The sequence below is a fragment of the Kitasatospora sp. NPDC093806 genome, assembly GCF_040683335.1.
Classification (GTDB): Bacteria; Actinomycetota; Actinomycetes; order Streptomycetales; family Streptomycetaceae; genus Kitasatospora.
Genome location: NZ_JBFBDO010000057.1, coordinates 14,172 through 31,804, shown reverse-complemented (window position 1 = coordinate 31,804; position 17,633 = coordinate 14,172). Strand labels below are relative to the sequence as shown.

General features: G+C 73.2%; 13 protein-coding genes and 1 riboswitch. Of the genes, 6 read left to right on the top strand and 7 right to left on the bottom strand.

The window, feature by feature from the left end:
• Nucleotides 1-360: 360 nt before the first annotated feature.
• From AB0N76_RS24590 to def, 6 genes are all read left to right on the top strand, one after another.
• Nucleotides 361-999 carry a sigma-70 family RNA polymerase sigma factor gene (locus AB0N76_RS24590; protein ID WP_030392891.1) on the top strand — a complete coding sequence of 213 codons (639 nt, stop codon included), beginning with the start codon at nt 361-363 and terminating at the stop codon, nt 997-999.
• On the top strand, nt 996-1,337 hold the full coding sequence (gene rsrA, locus AB0N76_RS24585) for a mycothiol system anti-sigma-R factor (RefSeq protein WP_363560333.1): 342 nt from the start codon (nt 996-998) through the stop codon (nt 1,335-1,337). Before AB0N76_RS24590 ends, rsrA begins: the two co-directional genes overlap by 4 nt.
• 180 nt (nt 1,338-1,517) lie before the next feature.
• Nucleotides 1,518-3,131, top strand: coding sequence for an HD-GYP domain-containing protein (locus AB0N76_RS24580; protein ID WP_363560331.1), 1,614 nt, complete (start codon nt 1,518-1,520; stop codon nt 3,129-3,131).
• 107 nt (nt 3,132-3,238) lie between these two features.
• Nucleotides 3,239-4,549 carry an HD domain-containing protein gene (locus tag AB0N76_RS24575; protein ID WP_363560370.1) on the top strand — a complete coding sequence of 437 codons (1,311 nt, stop codon included), beginning with the start codon at nt 3,239-3,241 and terminating at the stop codon, nt 4,547-4,549.
• A gap of 253 nt (nt 4,550-4,802) precedes the next feature.
• Entirely contained in the window at nt 4,803-5,792 is a 990-nt protein-coding gene (locus AB0N76_RS24570) for a hypothetical protein (RefSeq protein ID WP_363560329.1), read from the top strand.
• Between the two features lie 42 nt (nt 5,793-5,834).
• A complete protein-coding gene (gene def / locus AB0N76_RS24565; protein WP_363560327.1) occupies nt 5,835-6,482 on the top strand; it encodes a peptide deformylase in 648 nt (215 codons plus the stop codon).
• Between the two features lie 69 nt (nt 6,483-6,551).
• Here def and AB0N76_RS24560 read toward each other — a convergent pair whose 3' ends face one another.
• From AB0N76_RS24560 to AB0N76_RS24530, 7 genes are all read right to left on the bottom strand, one after another.
• Complete coding sequence (locus tag AB0N76_RS24560; protein ID WP_363560325.1) at nt 6,552-7,619, bottom strand: ferritin-like protein; 1,068 nt, start codon at nt 7,617-7,619, stop codon at nt 6,552-6,554.
• 182 nt (nt 7,620-7,801) lie between these two features.
• The gene (locus AB0N76_RS24555; protein WP_363560323.1) at nt 7,802-8,818 is read right to left on the bottom strand and encodes a ribonucleotide-diphosphate reductase subunit beta; all 1,017 of its coding nucleotides are present in this window, start codon (nt 8,816-8,818) and stop codon (nt 7,802-7,804) included.
• Nucleotides 8,818-11,226: a ribonucleoside-diphosphate reductase subunit alpha gene (locus AB0N76_RS24550; RefSeq protein ID WP_363560369.1), complete on the bottom strand. Its 2,409-nt coding sequence runs from the start codon at nt 11,224-11,226 to the stop codon at nt 8,818-8,820. Before AB0N76_RS24550 ends, AB0N76_RS24555 begins: the two co-directional genes overlap by 1 nt.
• 184 nt (nt 11,227-11,410) lie before the next feature.
• A riboswitch (cobalamin riboswitch) is annotated at nt 11,411-11,554 on the bottom strand.
• Nucleotides 11,555-11,717: 163 nt separating this feature from the next.
• Nucleotides 11,718-12,971, bottom strand: coding sequence for a ricin-type beta-trefoil lectin domain protein (locus tag AB0N76_RS24545; RefSeq protein ID WP_363560321.1), 1,254 nt, complete (start codon nt 12,969-12,971; stop codon nt 11,718-11,720).
• 52 nt (nt 12,972-13,023) lie between these two features.
• Nucleotides 13,024-14,394 carry a glycosyl hydrolase gene (locus tag AB0N76_RS24540; protein WP_363560319.1) on the bottom strand — a complete coding sequence of 457 codons (1,371 nt, stop codon included), beginning with the start codon at nt 14,392-14,394 and terminating at the stop codon, nt 13,024-13,026.
• Entirely contained in the window at nt 14,394-16,409 is a 2,016-nt protein-coding gene (locus AB0N76_RS24535; RefSeq protein WP_363560317.1) for a glycosyltransferase family 2 protein, read from the bottom strand. Before AB0N76_RS24535 ends, AB0N76_RS24540 begins: the two co-directional genes overlap by 1 nt.
• A 158-nt stretch (nt 16,410-16,567) precedes the next feature.
• A complete protein-coding gene (locus tag AB0N76_RS24530; RefSeq protein WP_363560315.1) occupies nt 16,568-17,599 on the bottom strand; it encodes a DUF2510 domain-containing protein in 1,032 nt (343 codons plus the stop codon).
• Between the last annotated feature and the right edge of the window lie 34 nt (nt 17,600-17,633).

The window sequence follows — 17,633 nt, the reverse complement described above, 5'->3', positions numbered from 1 at the left end:
TCGTGAGGGGGCGGGGACCGGCGGGAATGTTGCGGCGCTTCCCGTGGTTGACACCCTCGTCAGCTTGAGTCCTGGTGGAAGGCAGTGCAGATGGGTCCGATCGCGTGCCCCGAGCGGCCGGAGGAGCGCGCGGCCGCCGCGGCGTTCGCCCCCTCCTGGTCGGACTGGCTTGTCGCGGGCGAGAAGCCAGTCAGCCCGATATCCTCACTGTCGGGGCGGCCTGCCGTGGGCCGCGTCCGTCATGCCGAGGAGGTGGGTCCGGTCGTCGGGACCGAGCACGAGGCCGAGCCGGGCCGGGGCCCGGAGGAGGGCCTGCTGCCCGCGGGCGAGGCGCTCACCGGTGAGGAGCTGGCCGAGGCGATCGGTGAGGACACCTTCCGGGTGTCGGCGGAGGAGACCGAGGAGGCCCGGCGGGAGCGCTTCGAGCGCGACGCCCTGGGCTACCTGGATCCGATGTACTCGGCGGCGCTGCGGATGACCCGCAACCCGGCCGACGCGGAGGACCTGCTGCAGGAGGCGTTCGCCAAGGCGTACGCGTCCTTCCACCAGTTCCGCGAGGGCACCAACCTCAAGGCGTGGCTGTACCGCATCCTCACCAACACGTTCATCAACTCGTACCGGAAGAAGCAGCGGGAGCCGCAGCGCACCGCCGCCGAGGAGATCGAGGACTGGCAGCTGGCCCGGGCCGAGTCGCACATGTCGACCGGTCTGCGCTCGGCGGAGACCCAGGCCCTGGACCACCTCCCGGACAGTGATGTGAAGGACGCCCTCCAGGCCATTCCGGAGGAGTTCCGCATCGCCGTGTACCTGGCGGACGTCGAGGGCTTTGCGTACAAGGAGATCGCGGACATCATGGGTACTCCCATCGGTACGGTGATGTCCCGGCTGCACCGCGGCCGCCGTCAGTTGCGCGGCATGCTGGAGGATTACGCCCGTGAGCGCGGGCTGGTCCCGGCCGGTAGCGGGGCAGGGCAGGAAGCGAAGGGCTCGGGCTCATGAGCTGCGGCGATCCGCACGACACCGAGTGTGGCGAGGTCCTCGACCACCTCTATGAATTCCTCGACAACGAGATGGCCGAGGGCGACTGCGCCAAGCTGCGGGTGCACTTCGAGGAGTGCTCGCCGTGCCTGAAGCAGTACGGGCTGGAACAGGCGATCAAGGCGCTGATCAAGCGTTCCTGCGGCTGTGACGACACCCCGGCGGACCTCCGCGGCAAGGTGCTGGCCCGGATCGACTCGATCCGGGCCGGGCAGCGGTCGGGCGAGGCGCTGGTGGTCGCCGTCGAGACCACGGTCGAGGTGCACGCCGAGCTGGCCGTGGAGCCGGCCAGGGAGTGAGCGGGCGGCCCGCCGCGGTCCGGCGGGCCCGTGTTCCGGGTGTGCGCCGAGCGGCGTGCGCCGAACGGCCCCGGGAGCGTGTGCTTCCGGGGCCGTTCCGCGTCCGCGCCCCTTCCGCTCGGATGCGCCCTCACTCGTTCGAGTGAGTTGGCGGTGCGCCAGCTGCGGCATTGCGCGATCATGCGTCCCCACGCCGGAGCGGCGTCCTATCCTCCTGACGGACGCTCACCGCCGCTCACCCGGCGGGCGGACGGCGGACGGCCGACGGGCCGGGACGGCGCGGGCCAGGACGGCGGGGAGGTCGAGATCGCTAGCGACAGTGCAGACGCGGACCTGCCGCGGGGCGCCGCGCGCTTCCTCGTGGCCGTCCCGGTGGCGGCGCTCTGCTGCCTGCTGCCGCTGCTGCCCGCACCGCTGTGGCCGGCCCCGGCGCACTGGCTGGGCGCCCCGGTGGACTGGCCGAAGGTCGGGCTGCTGGCCTTCCTGCACGGCTGCTGGGAGTCGCTCGCCCAGGGCCTGCCCACCCCCTGCATGCGGCTGGTCCGGCTGGCGCTGCGCCGCCCGCCGCTGCCCGCCCGGGCGCCGGCCCGGCCCGGCGTCAACGCCTTCTTCCCGGTGCTGTTCGCCGGCGTGCTGATGCTGCCGCCGGCCGCCGCCGCGCTGGTCGCGGTCCCGGCCGCGCTGGCCGGGCAGGCCGAACCGTCCTGCCGGCGCCGCCAGTTGTGGAACGGCTCGCAGCTCGCGCTGTCCGCCTTCGCCGCCTCCGCGGTCTTCCACCTGCTGGCCGGGCCGCAGCTGCTGCTCGGCTCCCGCTTCCCCGCCGCGCTGCTCCCCGGCTGCGCCGCGCTCGGTGCGTTCTGCCTGGTCAACGGCGTCCTGGTGGGCGGCATGCTGGTGCTGGCGGAGGGCCGGCGGCCCACCGTGCTGCTGCGCGGGGCGGCCGCCGTGCTCGGCCTGCCGGTGCTGGTGCACGCGGCCGGCGGGCTGATGGTCGCGGTGCTGTGGCAGGGCCCGTACGGCGCGTTCGCGGCGCTGCTGGCGCTGCTGCCGCTGTCCATCTCGGCCTGGGTGTTCGCCCAGGGGCACCGGGAGCTCGACGCCCACCAGGCCACCGTCCAGGCGCTGGTGCAGGCGGTGGAGATCAAGGACGCCTACACCCGGGGCCACAGCGAGCGGGTCGGCAAGGCGGCGGTGCTGATCGCCGGTCAGCTCGGCATGGAGTCGGAGCGGCTGCGCACCCTGCGGTACGCGGGCGTCCTGCACGACGTCGGCAAGCTCGGCGTCGCCACCGAGCTGTTGCGCAGAAACGGTCCCCTCACCGAGGCGGAGCGGCGGGCCGTCGAGGTGCACCCGGTGCACGGGTACGAGCTGGTGCGCGGGATCGCCTTCCTCGGCGAGGCGCACTCCGGGATCCTGCACCACCACGAGCGGATGGACGGCCGCGGCTACCCGAGCGGGCTGGCGGGCGAGCAGATCCCCGAGTTCGCCCGGATCATCTCGGTCGCGGACGCCTTCGACTCGATGACGTCCACCCGTTCCTACCGGCGCGGCCGCCCGGTCACCGAGGCGGTGGCGGAGCTGGAGCGCTGCTCGGGCAGCCAGTTCGACCCGGTGATGGTGCGGGCGCTGGTCGACGCGCTGGCCGGGTACGACTGGCAGCCGGTGCTGCCGACCTCCCCGGACTGCATCCGGGCGGTGCCGGACATCCCGCTCGGCGTGCCCGAGCCGGTCCGGGCGGCCCCGCGCGGGGTGCCCGCGCAGGGCGGCGGCGTGCCGACGGCCGGGCAGCCGTGAGCGCGCGGCGGGGCGCACCGGGCGGCGCGGGGCGGACGGCGGGCGCCCGGCGGCGGGAGGCGTGGCGGTCGGGCGCGCGGGAGCGGTGCGCCGGGGGCGTGTGCGCGGTGCACGCCGGGGCGTTCGCGCTGCTGGCCGCCGCGTTCGGGGCGGTTGCGGTGCGGGGCGTGGCCGAGCCGGGGGTGGCGCTCGCCTTCACCGGGCTGATCGCGTTCGGCGAGTGCGTCCGGATCACCCTTCCGGGCGACCGCGAGCAGGCGCCGATCGGGGCGGCCGGGGCGCTGGCGTACGCGCTGCTCGGGCCGCTGCGCGGGCTGCCGACCGCGCACGGGGTGCTCCAGGTGGTGGCGGTGACCGGCGCGGGACTGCTGCTCGCCCTGCTGCCCGCCGTGCTGCGCGCGGTCCCGGCGGCCCGGTCCGCGCGGGGAAAGGGTCGGGGGAAGGGCCGGGGGAAGGGCTGGGGGAGCGGGTTCGGCCGGGCGGTGCCGGCGGCGCGCTGGGACGGCGCGACCCGGCGGCTGCTCGGGACGGCCTTCGCGGCCGCCGTGTTCCAGCCGCTCTACAACAGCGGGGTGGTCGACCGGTTCTCCGCCGACGGTCCCGCGTACGGGGCGTTCCTGACCGTGGTGGCCGGCCTCGCCGCGCTCTGCGACGCGACGCTGGCGGCGCTGCTGCGGCGGGCCCGCAGCGGGCTGCGGTTCCCGGCGGCGCTGGAGGACGAGCTGCGGTCGCTGTTCGGGATCGGTTCGGCGATCGCCGCGACCGGCATGCTGGTCAGCCTGGCCGCCGGTGAGGTCGGGCTGTGGGCGCTGCCGCTGTTCTGCGCGCCGCTGCTGCCCGCCCAGGTGTCGTTCCGCCGGGCGGCGGCCGTCCGGGCCACCACCGGGCAGACCATCGCCAGCCTGGCCAAGGCCACCGAGGTGGCCGGCTACACGCCGCCCGGGCACGCCCGCCGGGTCGCCGACACCGCCTGCGCGCTGGGCCGGGAGCTGGGCCTGGGCACCCGGGAGCTGGCCCTGCTGGAGTACGCGGCGCTGATGCACGACGTCGGGCAGCTGTCGCTGGTGGAGCCGGTGCCGGGCGGGGCGACCGCGCTGCTGCCGGACGCCGAGCAGCAGCGGATCGCCCGGCTGGGCAGCGAGGTGATCCGGCGCACCGGGGTGCCCCGGAAGGTGGCCGAGCAGGTCGCCCGGCTGGCCGACCCGTGCCATGAGCCGGCCGGCGGCGGGCGGCCGGTGCCGCTGGCGGCGCGGATCATCCGGGTGGCGAACGCGCACGACGACCTGTTGACGGCGGCCCGCGGGCGCGGGGTGGGGGAGGCGGTGGGGCGGCTGGAGGTGCTGGAGTCGCTGCGGCTGGGGCGGGGGCGGGTGTACGACGCGCGGGTGGTGGACGCGCTGGTGCGGGTGCGGGGCTGATCCGGCCGCGGCGGGCCGCGCCGGCGGGGCGCCGCCCGGGCTCCGTCCGGGGTTGAGCCGGCGGGGCGGGGCGGGCAGGCTGGGAGGGAACCGGAAACGGGCAACCGCTGCGGTGGGGAGCGCGGGCGGCGGCCGCCGTGGTTGGATGCGGTCGTAGCGTGGAACACCGACCCGGGGCACCGACCCGGAGCACCGGACCCGTGCCGCGGGAGCGGAAGCGGGACTTGAGCGGACGACGACGGCAGGGACGAACGTGAGGATCTTCCACCGGGCACGGCACCGGCCGTCCGCCACCTGGCGGCAGACGACCGACCGGGCCTTCACGCTGATCGGCGACGGCCGTTACGAGGACGCCGGCGCCCTGCTGGTGATGGCGGCCGACCTGGAGCCGTGGCTGTCGGACTCGTGGTTCAACCTCGCGCTGCTGCACAAGTTCCGCCGGGACTGGGAGCAGGCCCGGGCGGCCGGGCTGCGGGCGGTGGCGCTGCTGGACCGCGAGCAGGGCGCCCCGGACTGGTGGAACCTGGGGATCACCGCGACCGCCCTGCAGGACTGGCCGCTGGCCCGCCGGGCCTGGCAGGCGTACGGGCTGCGGCTGCCCGGCGGCGCGGGCGCGCAGCCGGACGGGCCGGTCAGCCTGGACCTGGGCACCACGCCGGTGCGGCTGTCCCCGGACGGCGAGTCCGAGGTGGTGTGGGGCCGCCGGCTGGACCCGGCCCGGATCGAGGTGCTGTCCATCCCGCTGCCGTCCTCGGGCCGGCGCTGGGGCGAGGTGGTGCTGCACGACGGCGCCCCGCACGGCGAGCGGGTCACCGACGGGGTCGCCTACCCGGTGTTCGACGAGATCGAGCTGTGGGCGCCGTCCCCGGTGCCGACGTACGTGGTGCTGCTGCAGGCCGCGACGGAGGCGGACCGGGACGCGCTGGAGCGGCTGGTGGCGGACGCCGGGTACGCGGCGGAGGACTGGACGTCCTCGGTGCGGCTGCTCTGCCGGGCCTGTTCGGAGAGCCGGATGGCCTCGGACGACGGGCACACCGCCCACCACGACCCGCACGACGACGGGGACGCCGCGCACCCGGGCCACCTGAGCCACCTGAGCCAGGGCGCGGGCGGGATGTCCTGGCTGGCCGAGCGGGAGTGCGGGATCGCCGCGCCGGCCCACCTGGTGCGAGTGCTGCTGGACCGCTGGGCGGCGGCCGCCCCCGGGACCCGGGCTTACCGGGATCTCGAAGAGGTGTGCTGAGTACCCTGGTGAGGTACGCGTAGACCTATGGAAGCGGAAGACATGGCGGAGCAGGCCGAGCAGCACGACCACGGGCACGAGCACGACCTGGAGGGGGCGGCGCCCGAGGCCCCCGTGAAGGTGGTCGGCGAGGAGCCGGACCTGTCGAAGGGCACCGCCCGCCCGATCACCGTCTTCGGCAACCCGGTGCTGCACCGCGAGGTGAAGGACGTGACCGCCTTCGACGGCGAGCTGTCCGCGCTGATCGACGACATGTTCCAGTCGATGTACGCGGCGGAGGGCGTGGGCCTGGCCGCCAACCAGATCGGCGTGGACCTGAAGGTCTTCGTCTACGACTGCCCGGACGACGAGGGCGTGCGGCACATCGGGCACGTGATCAACCCGGTGCTGGAGGAGTACCCGGCGGACCGCCGGCGGGTGCTGGACGACGGCAACGAGGGCTGCCTGTCGGTGCCGACCGCTTACGCGGAGCTGCCCCGCCCGGACTACGCGGCGGTGACCGGCCAGGACAAGGACGGCAAGCCGATCCGGGTCGAGGGCACCGGTTTCTTCGCGCGCTGCCTGCAGCACGAGACCGACCACCTGTACGGATTCCTGTACATCGACAAGCTGTCGAAGCGGGACCGCAAGGACGCGCTGCGGCAGATGGCCGAGGGCACGCCGCGGTACGCGACCGTCCCGAACGCGTAGCAGGACGGCGCGAAGGCCGGCGCGGCGACCGCCGCACCGGCCTTCGCCGCGTCCGGGGGCCGTGCCGTCCTAGGGCAGCGGGACGAGCAGCCACTCCGGGCCGTAGGTGAAGCGCGGGTCGGCGGGCAGCTTGACCGCGTTGACCTTGCGGGCGGAGGTCCGCATGGCGCCCATCTGGCCGATGGCCTGGCCGATGAAGGCGCCGCCCTGGCCGGTGGGGACGCTCCAGGCGTGCTGCAGCTTGTCCAGCATGGTGCTGTAGTGCACGTTGAACTCGTGCAGGTCCTTGGCCGTGTTCGGGTCGGGCGCGTTGCCGGGGTCGCCGGCCCAGCCGCCGCGCGGGACGCGGCCGACCGGGGCGGTGGGGGGCAGCGGCACCTCGGCGCCGTTGAAGTCGAACTTCCCCGTCACCGGGTCCTGGACCAGCTTCTTGCCCTTGGCGATCTCCATGAAGACGTAGTAGTGGGCGAGTTCGTCGGGCCGGCCGGGGAAGGGGTTCTCGGGGGAGGCCTCGGTGCCCTCGCCCTGGGCCTTGATGATCTCGATGGCGTGCAGGACCGCGTCGAGGCTGGTCATCGGGACGATGTCGTTGCCGGTGCCGTGGCTGGAGAGGTTGAAGGTGACCTGGTTGCGGTCGTGGATCAGGCCTTCGAACGTGGGGAAGACCTTGGCGATCCGGGTGTAGAAGGCGCCGATGGTGTTGCCGTCGGGGGCGAAGGCGAGCGGGTGCTCGGGCTTCTCGATGGCGGCGAACAGGGCGGCCGAGTCGCGGCTCAGCCCGCTGAGGAAGACCTCCAGCCCGGGGTTGACGCCGCCGGGGAGCTCGCCGGGGTACTTGGGGACGGTGAGCGGGTCGTTGAGGACGACGTCGCCGCCGATCGCGGTGAGCATGTTGCAGACCAGGCCGAAGTGGGACATCTCATCGAAGATGATCTCCTTGATGCCGTGGAACACCGGCTCCTTGTCGTCCCGGGTGGTGATCGACCACAGGGCGGTGGCGTAGGGCGGGATGGTCGACAGCTCCAGCATGATCGCGCGCTGGAGGGCGTCCTTCAGTTCCTGTTCGGTCCAGTCGTCCTCGGCGATGTTCATCAGCCGGACGATCTCGGCGCTCTCGAAGTCCAGTACCCCGGTCATGGTGCGTCCCCTTTCGGTCGGTCGTGGCCGGACCGTACTCGGGGCAAGGGTGGTGGGTGCACGACTGGTCGGGACGCGGCCCGGGAGTTCATCCGGACGAGGGAACGCCGCCGCCCCGCACGGAACTCCCGTGCGGGGCGGCGGGGAGTGCGCGGGGAGTGCGTCGACCGGCGGGGTCCGGCCTAGAAGTCGTCGTCGAAGGAGACCGAGCCCTCGACGGCGACCTGGTACGCGGAGACCCGGCGCTCGAAGAAGTTGGTCAGCTCCTGGACGTTCTGCAGCTCCATGAACCCGAAGGGGTTGGCGGAGCCGTACCGGATCGGCAGGCCGAGGCGGGCCAGCCGCTGGTCGGCCACGGCCTGGAGGTACTCGCGCATCGAGGCGGTGTTCATGCCGGGCAGGCCGTCACCGCACAGGTCCTGGGCGAACTGGAGCTCGGCCTCGACGGCCTCCTCCAGCATCTCGGTGACCTGCTTGGCCATCTCGTCGTCGAAGAGGTCGGGCTCCTCCTCGCGGACGGTGTCCACCACGGAGAACGCGAAGTCCATGTGCATGGACTCGTCGCGGAACACCCAGTTGGTGCCGGTGGCGAGGCCGTGCAGCAGGCCGCGGCTGCGGAACCAGTACACGTACGCGAACGCGCCGTAGAAGAACAGGCCCTCGACGCACGCGGCGAAGCAGATCAGGTTCAGGAGGAACGCGCGGCGGTCGTCCTTGGTCTGCAGCGAGTCGATGTGGTCGACCGCGTTCATGTACTTGAAGCAGAACTGGGCCTTCTGGTGGATGGAGGGGATGTTCTCCACCGCGGCGAAGGCCGCGTTGCGGTCCTCGGGGTCGGGCAGGTAGGTGTCGAGCAGCGTCAGGTAGAACTGGACGTGCACGGCCTCCTCGAACAGCTGCCGGCTCAGGTAGAGCCGCGCCTCCGGGGAGTTGATGTGCTTGTAGAGGCTCAGCACCACGTTGTTGGCGACGATCGAGTCACCGGTCGCGAAGAAGGCGACCAGCCGGCCGATCATGTGCCGCTCGCCCTCGCTCAGCTTGGCGAGGTCGGCGACGTCGGAGTGCAGGTCCACCTCCTCCACGGTCCAGGTGTTCTTGATGGCGTCCCGGTACCGGTCGTAGAACGACGGGTAGCGCATCGGGCGCAGGGTCAGCTCGAAGCCGGGGTCGAGCAGCATCTTGCGGTCGTCGGTGCTCATTACTGGCAGGCCTCGCAGGACTCGGGGTTCTCCAGGGAGCAGGCCAGCGCGGCCTCTTCCTCGGGGGTGAGCGTCGGGGTGTTCACCGGCACCGGGGCGGCGGCGCGGGCGGTGCCGGACGCGGCCTGGGCGATCCGGGTGGCCGGACGCGAACGCAGGTAGTAGGTGGTCTTCAGACCGACCTTCCAGGCGTACGCGTACATCGAGCTGAGCTTGCCGATGGTCGGCGCGGCCATGAACAGGTTCAGCGACTGGCTCTGGTCGAGGTACGGCATGCGGGCCGCGGCCAGGTCGATCAGCGCGCGCTGCGGCAGCTCCCACGCGGTGCGGTACAGCGAGCGGACCTCGGCGGGCAGCCAGCCCAGCTCCTGGACCGAGCCGTTGGCGTCGCGCAGCGAGTCCCGGGTCTGCTGGTCCCAGACGCCCAGCTCCTTGAGCTCGCGCACCAGGTACGGGTTGACCTGGAGGAACTCGCCGGAGAGGGTCTCGCGCTTGAACAGGTTGGAGACCTGCGGCTCGATGCACTCGTAGACGCCGGCGATCGAGGCGATCGTCGCGGTCGGGGCGATCGCGAGCAGCAGCGAGTTGCGCAGGCCGGTGGTGGCGATCCGGGCGCGCAGCGCGGTCCAGCGATCGGCCCAGGCGGGGGCGGCCGACGGGAAGTGGTCGATGTGCAGCTCGCCGCGGGCGGCCCGGGTCTCGGCGTAGGCCTCGTGCCGGCCGAGCTGCTCGGCCAGGTCGGCGGAGCGCTCGTAGGCGGTGAGCATGATGCGCTCGGCGATGAGGGTGGAGAGGGTCTTCGCCTCGGCGGAGTCGAAGTCGATCCGCAGCTTGAAGAAGACGTCCTGCAGGCCCATCACACCGAGGCCGACGGGGCGCCAGCGGTTGTTGGAGGCGCCGGCCTCGGGGGTCGGGTAGAAGTTGATGTCCACCACGCGGTCGAGGAAGGTGACGGCGGTGCGGACGGTGGCGTCCAGGCGCTCCCAGTCCATCGCGGTCAGCAGGTCGGCGGCGGTGGCGCCGGCGGCGACGTGGGCGCCGAGGTTGACCGAGCCGAGGTTGCAGACGGCGGTCTCGGAGTCGTCGGTGACCTCGAGGATCTCGGTGCAGAGGTTGGAGCTGTGCACCGTGCGGCCGGGCAGCGCGGTCTGGTTGGCGGCGCGGTTGGAGGCGTCCTTGAAGGTCATCCAGCCGTTGCCGGTCTGCGCGAGGGTGCGCATCATCCGGGCGTACAGGGTCTGCGCGGGGATGGTGCGGACGGCCTTGCCGGCCAGCTCGGCCTTGCGGTAGGCCTCGTCGAACTCCTCGCCCCACAGGTCGACCAGCTCGGGGACGTCGGCGGGGGAGAACAGCGACCAGTCCGCGTTGGCGTTGACCCGGCGCATGAACTCGTCCGGGATCCAGTGCGCCAGGTTGAGGTTGTGCGTGCGGCGCGCCTCCTCACCGGTGTTGTCGCGCAGCTCCAGGAACTCCTCGATGTCCGCGTGCCAGGTCTCCAGGTAGACGCAGGCCGCGCCCTTGCGGCGGCCGCCCTGGTTGACGGCGGCGACCGAGGAGTCGAGGGTGCGCAGGAACGGGACGATGCCGTTGGACTTGCCGTTGGTGCCGCGGATCAGCGAGCCGCGGGAGCGGATCCGGGAGTAGGACAGGCCGATGCCGCCGGCGTGCTTGGAGAGGCGGGCGATCTGCGCGTACCGCGAGTAGATCGAGTCCAGGTTGTCCAGCGGGGAGTCCAGCAGGTAGCAGCTGGACATCTGCGGGTGCCGGGTGCCGGAGTTGAAGAGGGTCGGCGAGGAGGTCAGGTACTCCAGCCGGCTCATCAGGCGGTACAGCTCGGCCACCTCGCGCACCGACTGCTCGTTGTCGCCGACCGCCAGGCCACAGGCGACGCGGAGCAGGAAGTGCTGCGGGGTCTCGACGACCTTGCGGGTGATCGGGTGGCGCAGCAGGTAGCGGGACTGGACGGTGCGCAGGCCGAAGTACTCGAAGCGGTCGTCGCCGGCCGGGTCGATCAGGGCGTCCAGGGCGGCGGTGTGCTTGGCGACGAAGTCGGCGGTGGTGTCGCCGATCAGGCCTTCCTCGTGGCCGACCGCGATCGAGGTGGAGAACGAGACCACGCCCTGGGTCGCCGCCTCGTCGACGATCTCCAGCGCGAGCAGCCGGGCCGCCAGCTTCGAGTACTGCGGGTCCTCGGCGATCATCGACGCGGCGGCGTCGACGGCCAGGCCGCGCAGCTCGGCGAAGTCCGAGCCGGCGTGGCGGCCGCGGAGCGCGGCGGCGGCGACGTGGCCGGGGTCGACCTGGGGGAGGTCGGCGCTGCGATCGGTCAGCAGTCGCAGGAGCGCGCCGCCGGGGTCGGTGACCGTGGCGGTGGCGGGGACGGCGGAGCCGGAACCCTGGGTGGGCAGGGCGGCTGAGGCAGCGGTGGTCAAGGCGCTCTCTCCTGGCGGCGATCGGCGGCGTGGATCGGGTTGCCGGGCCGTTCGGGGCAGGGGAGTACGGCGCGCGGGCCCGGAGGCGTCGCGCGCGTGGCGTCCCCGGCCCGCCCGCGAGGCCCGGAAGGTGGTGCTGGTGCTGGTGGCCTCTGCGGGGAGGCGCTGGCACACCGTCGGCAGGTCATCGGACTCGCGGGCTCCCCGGGGGGAGGCGGCCGCACACCGCTGCGGGGCAGTCCCGGATTCGCACCGGCTTCCCCTGCTTCGACAGCAGGAGTGAGCATACATCTAGTGGCGCGAATCCTTTGCAGCCCCACATGTAGTGTCGCGCGGCTACGCAGCGTGGGTCGGGTGCGATAAACTGCCCGGGCTCTCGGGACGCCGTACAGACGCCCTGCAGACGCCGTACGGGAGCCGCGCGAGTGTTCGGCGGAGGGCCGGATCAGGGCCGGATCAGAGCCGGATCAGACCGGCGAGTGCCACTCCTGGGCCGGCTTGGCGGCGCACAGCCGCATCCGCACCTGGGTGCTCGGACCCGCCCCGGTGGGGCCGGTGGCGGGGTTCTCCACGCACTTCCCGCTGTCCTGGTTCTGCAGCTGCCCGCCGTCGGTGATCCGCCAGCGCTGGTCGGGCCGGCGGGTGCAGCCGGTCAGCACCGGGAAGCCGATGTCCGGGTCCTCCAGACAGCGGTCGGCCTGGCCGACCGTGCCGTCCTCGCCCATCGTCCAGGTCTGCGCGGCCGAGCCGTCGCAGGTCGCGGTGCCGACCGCGGCCGGGTCGCCGGCCACCCGGCTGTCCAGGCAGTAGCCGGGCAGCGCCGAGGTGATCGCCCCGCTGGGCCGGCCCGCGGCGACCTCGAAGGAGAACGCGTCGGTGCTCAGGCCCGCGCCGCCCTCCCAGATCTCGAAGCCCGCCTGGACGGCGCACAGGTAGGAGCCGGCCGGGACGTAGCCGCGCTGCACCGCGTCACGGGTGAACGCCCGCAGGTCGAGGTCGGTGACGGCGCCGGCGCCGTCCGCCATCTCGTAGGTGATCAGGGTGTGGCTGCTCTTCTTCGGCGCCTCGTACACCCGGTAGGGGAGACCGCCGGTGCGCAGCTCGCCGGCCTGCTTGCCGAACGGCGCGGTGCCGTGGCCGCGCAGCCAGATCATCACCTCGGCGCTCTCGGTGAACGAGCAGCTGCCCCGGGTGGAGCTGTACCAGAGGTCGTAGGAGGCGTTCCAGATGCCGCTGTCGACCTGGGTGGTGTGCCAGCTGCTGGTGGCGTAGCGCAGGTTGTTCACCGCGATCGGCAGCGGGCTGACGCCGTCGCCGCCGACCGGGGTGCTGATGTGCGGGTAGGCGCCGGGGCCGCGGGCCGGGTCGACCAGGTTGCCGCGGGCGACGGCGCTGCGGGTCACCGCGAAGGCGGTGCTCTCCGCGGTGCCGTGGACGCACAGGCCGCCGGTGGCGTTCCACTCGTTGGGGTTGATCACGTAGCGCCCGGAGTCCACCGGCTGCGAGGGGTAGCGGTTGGCGGCGGTGGAGCACAGCTCGCCGGGTTCGGCGGAGCTGAGCGGGGGCGGTGGCGGGGGCGGCGGGGCCTCGGCGGCCGAGGGCGCGCTCGCGCGCGGGATCAGCATGGCGCACAGCGAGAGCACCAGCAGGGCGGTGGGCGCGAGCCACCACCAGGCACGGAGCCGGGGGAGGCTGAGGCCGGGCAGGAGCGGGCGGGCCATGGTGTCTCGCCTCCCAACGGCGGTACTGGTGGTTCGGTGGTGCCGGTCGAGGCTATCCGGCGGTGGCCGGCGGGCTGGTCCGGGGCTTGGTGGCGGTCGGCTTCTTCACCGGGCTGGGTGAGGTGGCCGGCTTGGAGGCCGGCGGGGCCGGGGGCGGGGCGGACGGCGAGGGGGCGGGGCCGGGCGGCGGTGGGGACGGCGGCGCGGCGGCGGTCCTGGCCGGCTGGGAGCGGACGGTCCACCGCGCGCCGTAGCGCGGTGCGGCCACCCCGGCGGCGTAGGCCTCGGCGGCGGCGCCGGAGGCGGTGACCCGCCAGTCCACCTCCTTGACCGCCTCGTACCAGATCAGGCCGATGATGTCGGGGTGCTCGGGGAGCTGGGTGAACATCTCGGTGATCCAGCGGGCCTTCTGGCCGGAGCTGTCGGTGGCGGCGGTCTCGGTGATGACGACCGGCTTCTGGCTGAAGGCGCGCAGCTTCTTCAGGGTCGGCTCGAAGATCTGGTCGAAGGAGGCGTACTTCTCCAGGCCCACGGTGCCGTAGTAGCCGGACAGGCCGATCCAGTCGACGTAGTCGTCGCCGGGGTAGAGCGAGTCCAGCGGGGTGGCGTTCTCGTAGTCCACGTTGGGGCTCCAGACCCAGACCACCTGGTCGGCGCCGGCCTGCTTGAACAGGTCGTGGACGTGCCGCCAGGCCTGCGCGTACTGGCCGCGCTGGTTGCCGTTGGCCTGCTCGGCCCACGGGTACCAGTAGCCGTTCATCTCGTGGGCGAAGCGGAGCGCGACCGGGTAGCCGAGGCTCTTGACGCCCTCGGCCCACTGCTTGATGTAGCCGTCGAACTCGCCGCCGATGATGCGGCGCAGCGCGTAGTCGGGCTGTTCGCCGCGCTGCTTGTCGACCTTGGACTCCTTGTGGAAGTCCCAGGGCTCCCAGGCGACCATCGGCATGATGCCGCGTTCGGCCACGGTGTCGAAGATCCGGCGGTCGAAGCGGCGGTCCCACCAGCCGACCGAGAACTCCAGCACGCCGGGCTGCTGCTTCACCGCGGTGGTGAACTCGTCGACCGGGGTGAGGTCGTAGGGGCCGGCCTTGGTCATCACGCCCATGAAGGCGCCGCCGGGCGGCGGGAACTGGGCGGGCGCGGCCGGGGCGGGGGTCGGCGCGGCGGTGGCCGGGGCCTCGGCCGCCGGGGTGGTGGCGGGCGCGGCGGACGGTTCGGCGGTGGCGGCCGGGGTCGCGGCCGGGGTCTGTTCGGCCAGCGCGCTGACCAGCCAGCTCGGCATCGCGGTCGGCGCGGCGCCGGCGAAGGCGTACGGCGCGGGGGCGGTGCGGGCGACGTACTTCGGTGCCAGGACGAAGGTGTAGGCGACCATCAGGGCGAGCGCGAGCAGGCCGATGACCCGGGGGACGGTGATCTTCAGCATCAGCGGCCGCCCTTCCGGCCGCCGCCGGCTGGGGCCGGCTCCAGCAGGTCCGCCAGCTCCCGCTCGGCGGCGCCCTCGGTCCGCTCGTCGGCCCGCTCGTCGGCCGCGTCCGGGGCGGGCCCGGCCGGGTCCGGCAGGGCCTCGTCCTGGTCCTCGTCCTCGTCGTACTCGGCGGCCTCCGGCCGGCGCGGGGCGGGCAGTTCGGCGGCGGCCCGCCGCTCGGCCCGGGCGGCCCGGCGCGCGCTGACGAAGGAGATGACCGGCGGCGCGATGCCGGTGAACATGCTGAGGCCGGCCCAGAACCGGAGCAGCCAGATGCCGTGGTGCAGGGTGAAGCTCGCGCCGAGCAGCCCGGCCGCGACGGTGGCCCAGAGCAGGTGCAGCCGGAAGGTCGACAGCGACTCGGCGCTGCGCAGGTCGCCCTTGGCGGTCACGGCGTAGGCCAGCGGGCGGCGCAGCAGCGCGGCGACGGCGGCGGCCACGTACACCGGCCCGGCGAACAGGGCCAGGCCCATGCCGGCCATGCCGATCTCGCGCCGCTCGTGGGCGGCCAGGTTGAACCGCCGCAGCCAGAGCCAGAGCAGGAACCAGCTGCCCATGCTGGCGCCCCACAGCGAGGTCCAGAGCACGGTGTCGAGCTTGATCGAGGTGATCCCGCAGGCCAGGTAGACGGCGGTGGCGAGGCTGCCGAGCACGGTGGTGACCGCGACGCTCGGGTAGTAGAACTGGACCAGCCCGTACAGCACCCGCTGGCGCAGCCGCAGTTTGATGCCGGACCGCAGGCGGCTCTTGAGCAGGATCTCCCAGATGCCGTAGGCCCAGCGCTTCTGCTGGTTGAAGTAGTCGGTCCAGGAGGTCGGGCCCTCGCCGACGGCGAGCACGTCGGGGGTGTAGACGCCCTTCCAGCGGTGGCCGGTGGCGGGGTTCTCGGTGGCCTGGACCCGCATGCTGGTGAGGTGGTCCTCGATGATCGAGTCCTGGTAGCCGCCGATCTGCTGCCAGGCGGCCGGCCGGTAGAGGTGGTTGGTGCCGATCAGCAGCGGGGCGTCCATGCCGTTGCCGCCGCGTTCCACCAGGCCGGAGAAGAGGTACTGCTGGACGGAGGCGCCGTGCGCGACCCAGTTGTCGTACATGTTGCCGTACACCTGGGGGGCGACCACGAAGGCGGTGTCGGGGTCGCGGAAGTAGCCGAGGGTGCGTTCCAGGAAGCACGCCAGCGGGACGTGGTCCGGGTCCATCTGGGCCACCACGTCGTACTTGTGCTCGTGCTCGGCGCGCCAGGAGTTGTGGTTGCCGGACTTGGTCTTGGCCCGGAACTCGCCCTCGGCCTGGTTGTACTCGGGGCGGCCCTTGCGGCTGAAGTGGTGGACGCCGAGCCGGGCGGCCATCTCCTTGACCCGGTCGTCGTCGCCCTCGTCGAGGATCCAGACGTCGACCTCGCCGTCGTACTCGATCTCCAGCATCGCGGCGAGGGTCCGCTCGACGATGTCGATCGGCTCCTTGGCGGGGACGATGGTGGTCAGGACGGCGACCTTCAGGCCGGCCGGCGCGGTGACGGGTATCGGGTCCTTGGCGCGGAACGCGAACACCCAGACCGCGAGGTTCTGGATCAGGCGCACCACCTCGACGGTGACGACGGCGCAGAAGCAGATCCGGGCGACGTTGATCCGCCAGTCGGCGGACCATCCGACGCCCGGCCCGGGTATGTGCGCGGGCAGCAGCAGCCAGCCGACGAAGACCAGGCCGGCCGCCGCGTTGAGGGCGACCAGCAGGGTCAGGACGAACTTGACGCCGGGTGAGGAGACCTTGCGGTAGCGGACGGTGTCCACGTCCTCGCCGGGCTGCAGCGGTCCGGTGGTGTCGGCGCAGGCCAGGTAGGCGCGGCGGGCCGAGGCGTTGCGGGACTGGCTGCGGGTGGCGCGGCGTTCGTGCGGGGCCTCCGGGAGGAGCCGGCTGTGACGTCCGCGGCCGCGCCGGCCGCCGCCGTGCGTCGTCCGTTCATCGGTGGAGTCCACCAGCCCAACCCCCGTTGTGGGCCGCCCCGGGATGGGGTGGCCGTGCTCGTCCTCGTCCTTGCTCGCGCGCCCGGAGTGCCTGGGTGTCCGCCCCCCGTGAGCGGTAGTGAGCATACGGGCAGCCCCCGGTGACGGGTCACCGGGGGTGAGGGACCGCGTCAGGGAGTGATCTTCACCGAGTTGGCGATCTGGTCCATCAGGGCGAGCGCCGGGGCCTCGGCCGACTGGTCCAGGCAGATCTGCAGCACCGCCACCGTGGTCGCGCCGGCGGCCGGGGTCACCTCCAGGACGCCGCAGTAGGCGTCGGGCGTCGAGGTGGTGCTGGACATCGGGACGTGCCAGAGGGCCAGGTAGCCGTCCAGGTTCTGGATCTTGACGGCGGACTGCTTCAGCGGCTCCGGCGGGGTGGGCGCCTCGGCGCCGTAGCGGGTGTTGTAGAGCAGCTGGCCCATGCCGAGGACCATGGACTTGGGGTCGGACCAGCCGCCGTTGAAGACCCGGAGGTTCTGGACCACCAGGCCGCGGGTGCAGGCGCCGCTGCCGTGGCCGACGCAGGCGTACGGGCTGACCGCGTACCGGATGTCGGTGGGGTTCTTGGCGTCGGTCTGGACCTGCCAGTCGGCGGGCAGCATGAAGTTCATCTTGGAGTCCTGGCCGGTCACCTGCTTGCCGCCGGCCAGCTGCTGACCGCCGGTCAGGGTGGTGCCCATAAAGCCGTTCGGGCTCTTGGGGTCGGCCGGGCCGGCCTTCGGGCCGGTGCTGTTGGCGACCTTGGGGGTGTCGGCCGGCGCGCTGCGGTGGCCGACGAACCAGCCGGCGCCGGCCATCACCACGGAGAGCACGACGGCGCCGACGCCCAGCAGGACCTTGCGCTTGGTGGTGTTGGGCTCGACGGTCTCGAAGACGACGGAGGTCGGGGTGAACGGCTGCGGGGCCGCCGGCGACGCGGCCGCGGCCGGCGTGCCGATCACCGTGGGCGTCGCGGCGACCGAGGCGGCCGGGCCGAAGGCACCGGGCGTGGCGGCCGGTCCGGCCTGGCCCGGGACCGGGCCGGCGGTCGCGGTGGTGGCGGCGTCCGCGGGCTTGGCCTGGGTGCGGCCGCTCCAGGCCGAACCGTCCCACCAGCGCTCCGTATTGGGCTGCCCAGAAGGATCGTCATACCATCCGGCTGGCGTGTTCCCCGTCGTCATGCGGCGGATCCTAGCAGCAGCGCAAATCCGATCG

Bases quoted from the DNA above. Each gene is read 5' to 3' on its own strand.
- def (WP_363560327.1), top strand. From the start codon at position 5,835: ATGGCGGAGCAGGCCGAGCAGCACGACCACGGGCACGAGCACGACCTG.
- rsrA (WP_363560333.1), top strand. From the start codon at position 996: ATGAGCTGCGGCGATCCGCACGACACCGAGTGTGGCGAGGTCCTCGAC.
- AB0N76_RS24555 (WP_363560323.1), bottom strand. From the start codon at position 8,818: ATGAGCACCGACGACCGCAAGATGCTGCTCGACCCCGGCTTCGAGCTG.
- AB0N76_RS24530 (WP_363560315.1), bottom strand. From the start codon at position 17,599: ATGACGACGGGGAACACGCCAGCCGGATGGTATGACGATCCTTCTGGG.
- AB0N76_RS24580 (WP_363560331.1), top strand. From the start codon at position 1,518: ATGCGTCCCCACGCCGGAGCGGCGTCCTATCCTCCTGACGGACGCTCA.
- AB0N76_RS24540 (WP_363560319.1), bottom strand. From the start codon at position 14,394: ATGCTGAAGATCACCGTCCCCCGGGTCATCGGCCTGCTCGCGCTCGCC.
- AB0N76_RS24560 (WP_363560325.1), bottom strand. From the start codon at position 7,619: ATGACCGGGGTACTGGACTTCGAGAGCGCCGAGATCGTCCGGCTGATG.
- AB0N76_RS24545 (WP_363560321.1), bottom strand. From the start codon at position 12,971: ATGGCCCGCCCGCTCCTGCCCGGCCTCAGCCTCCCCCGGCTCCGTGCC.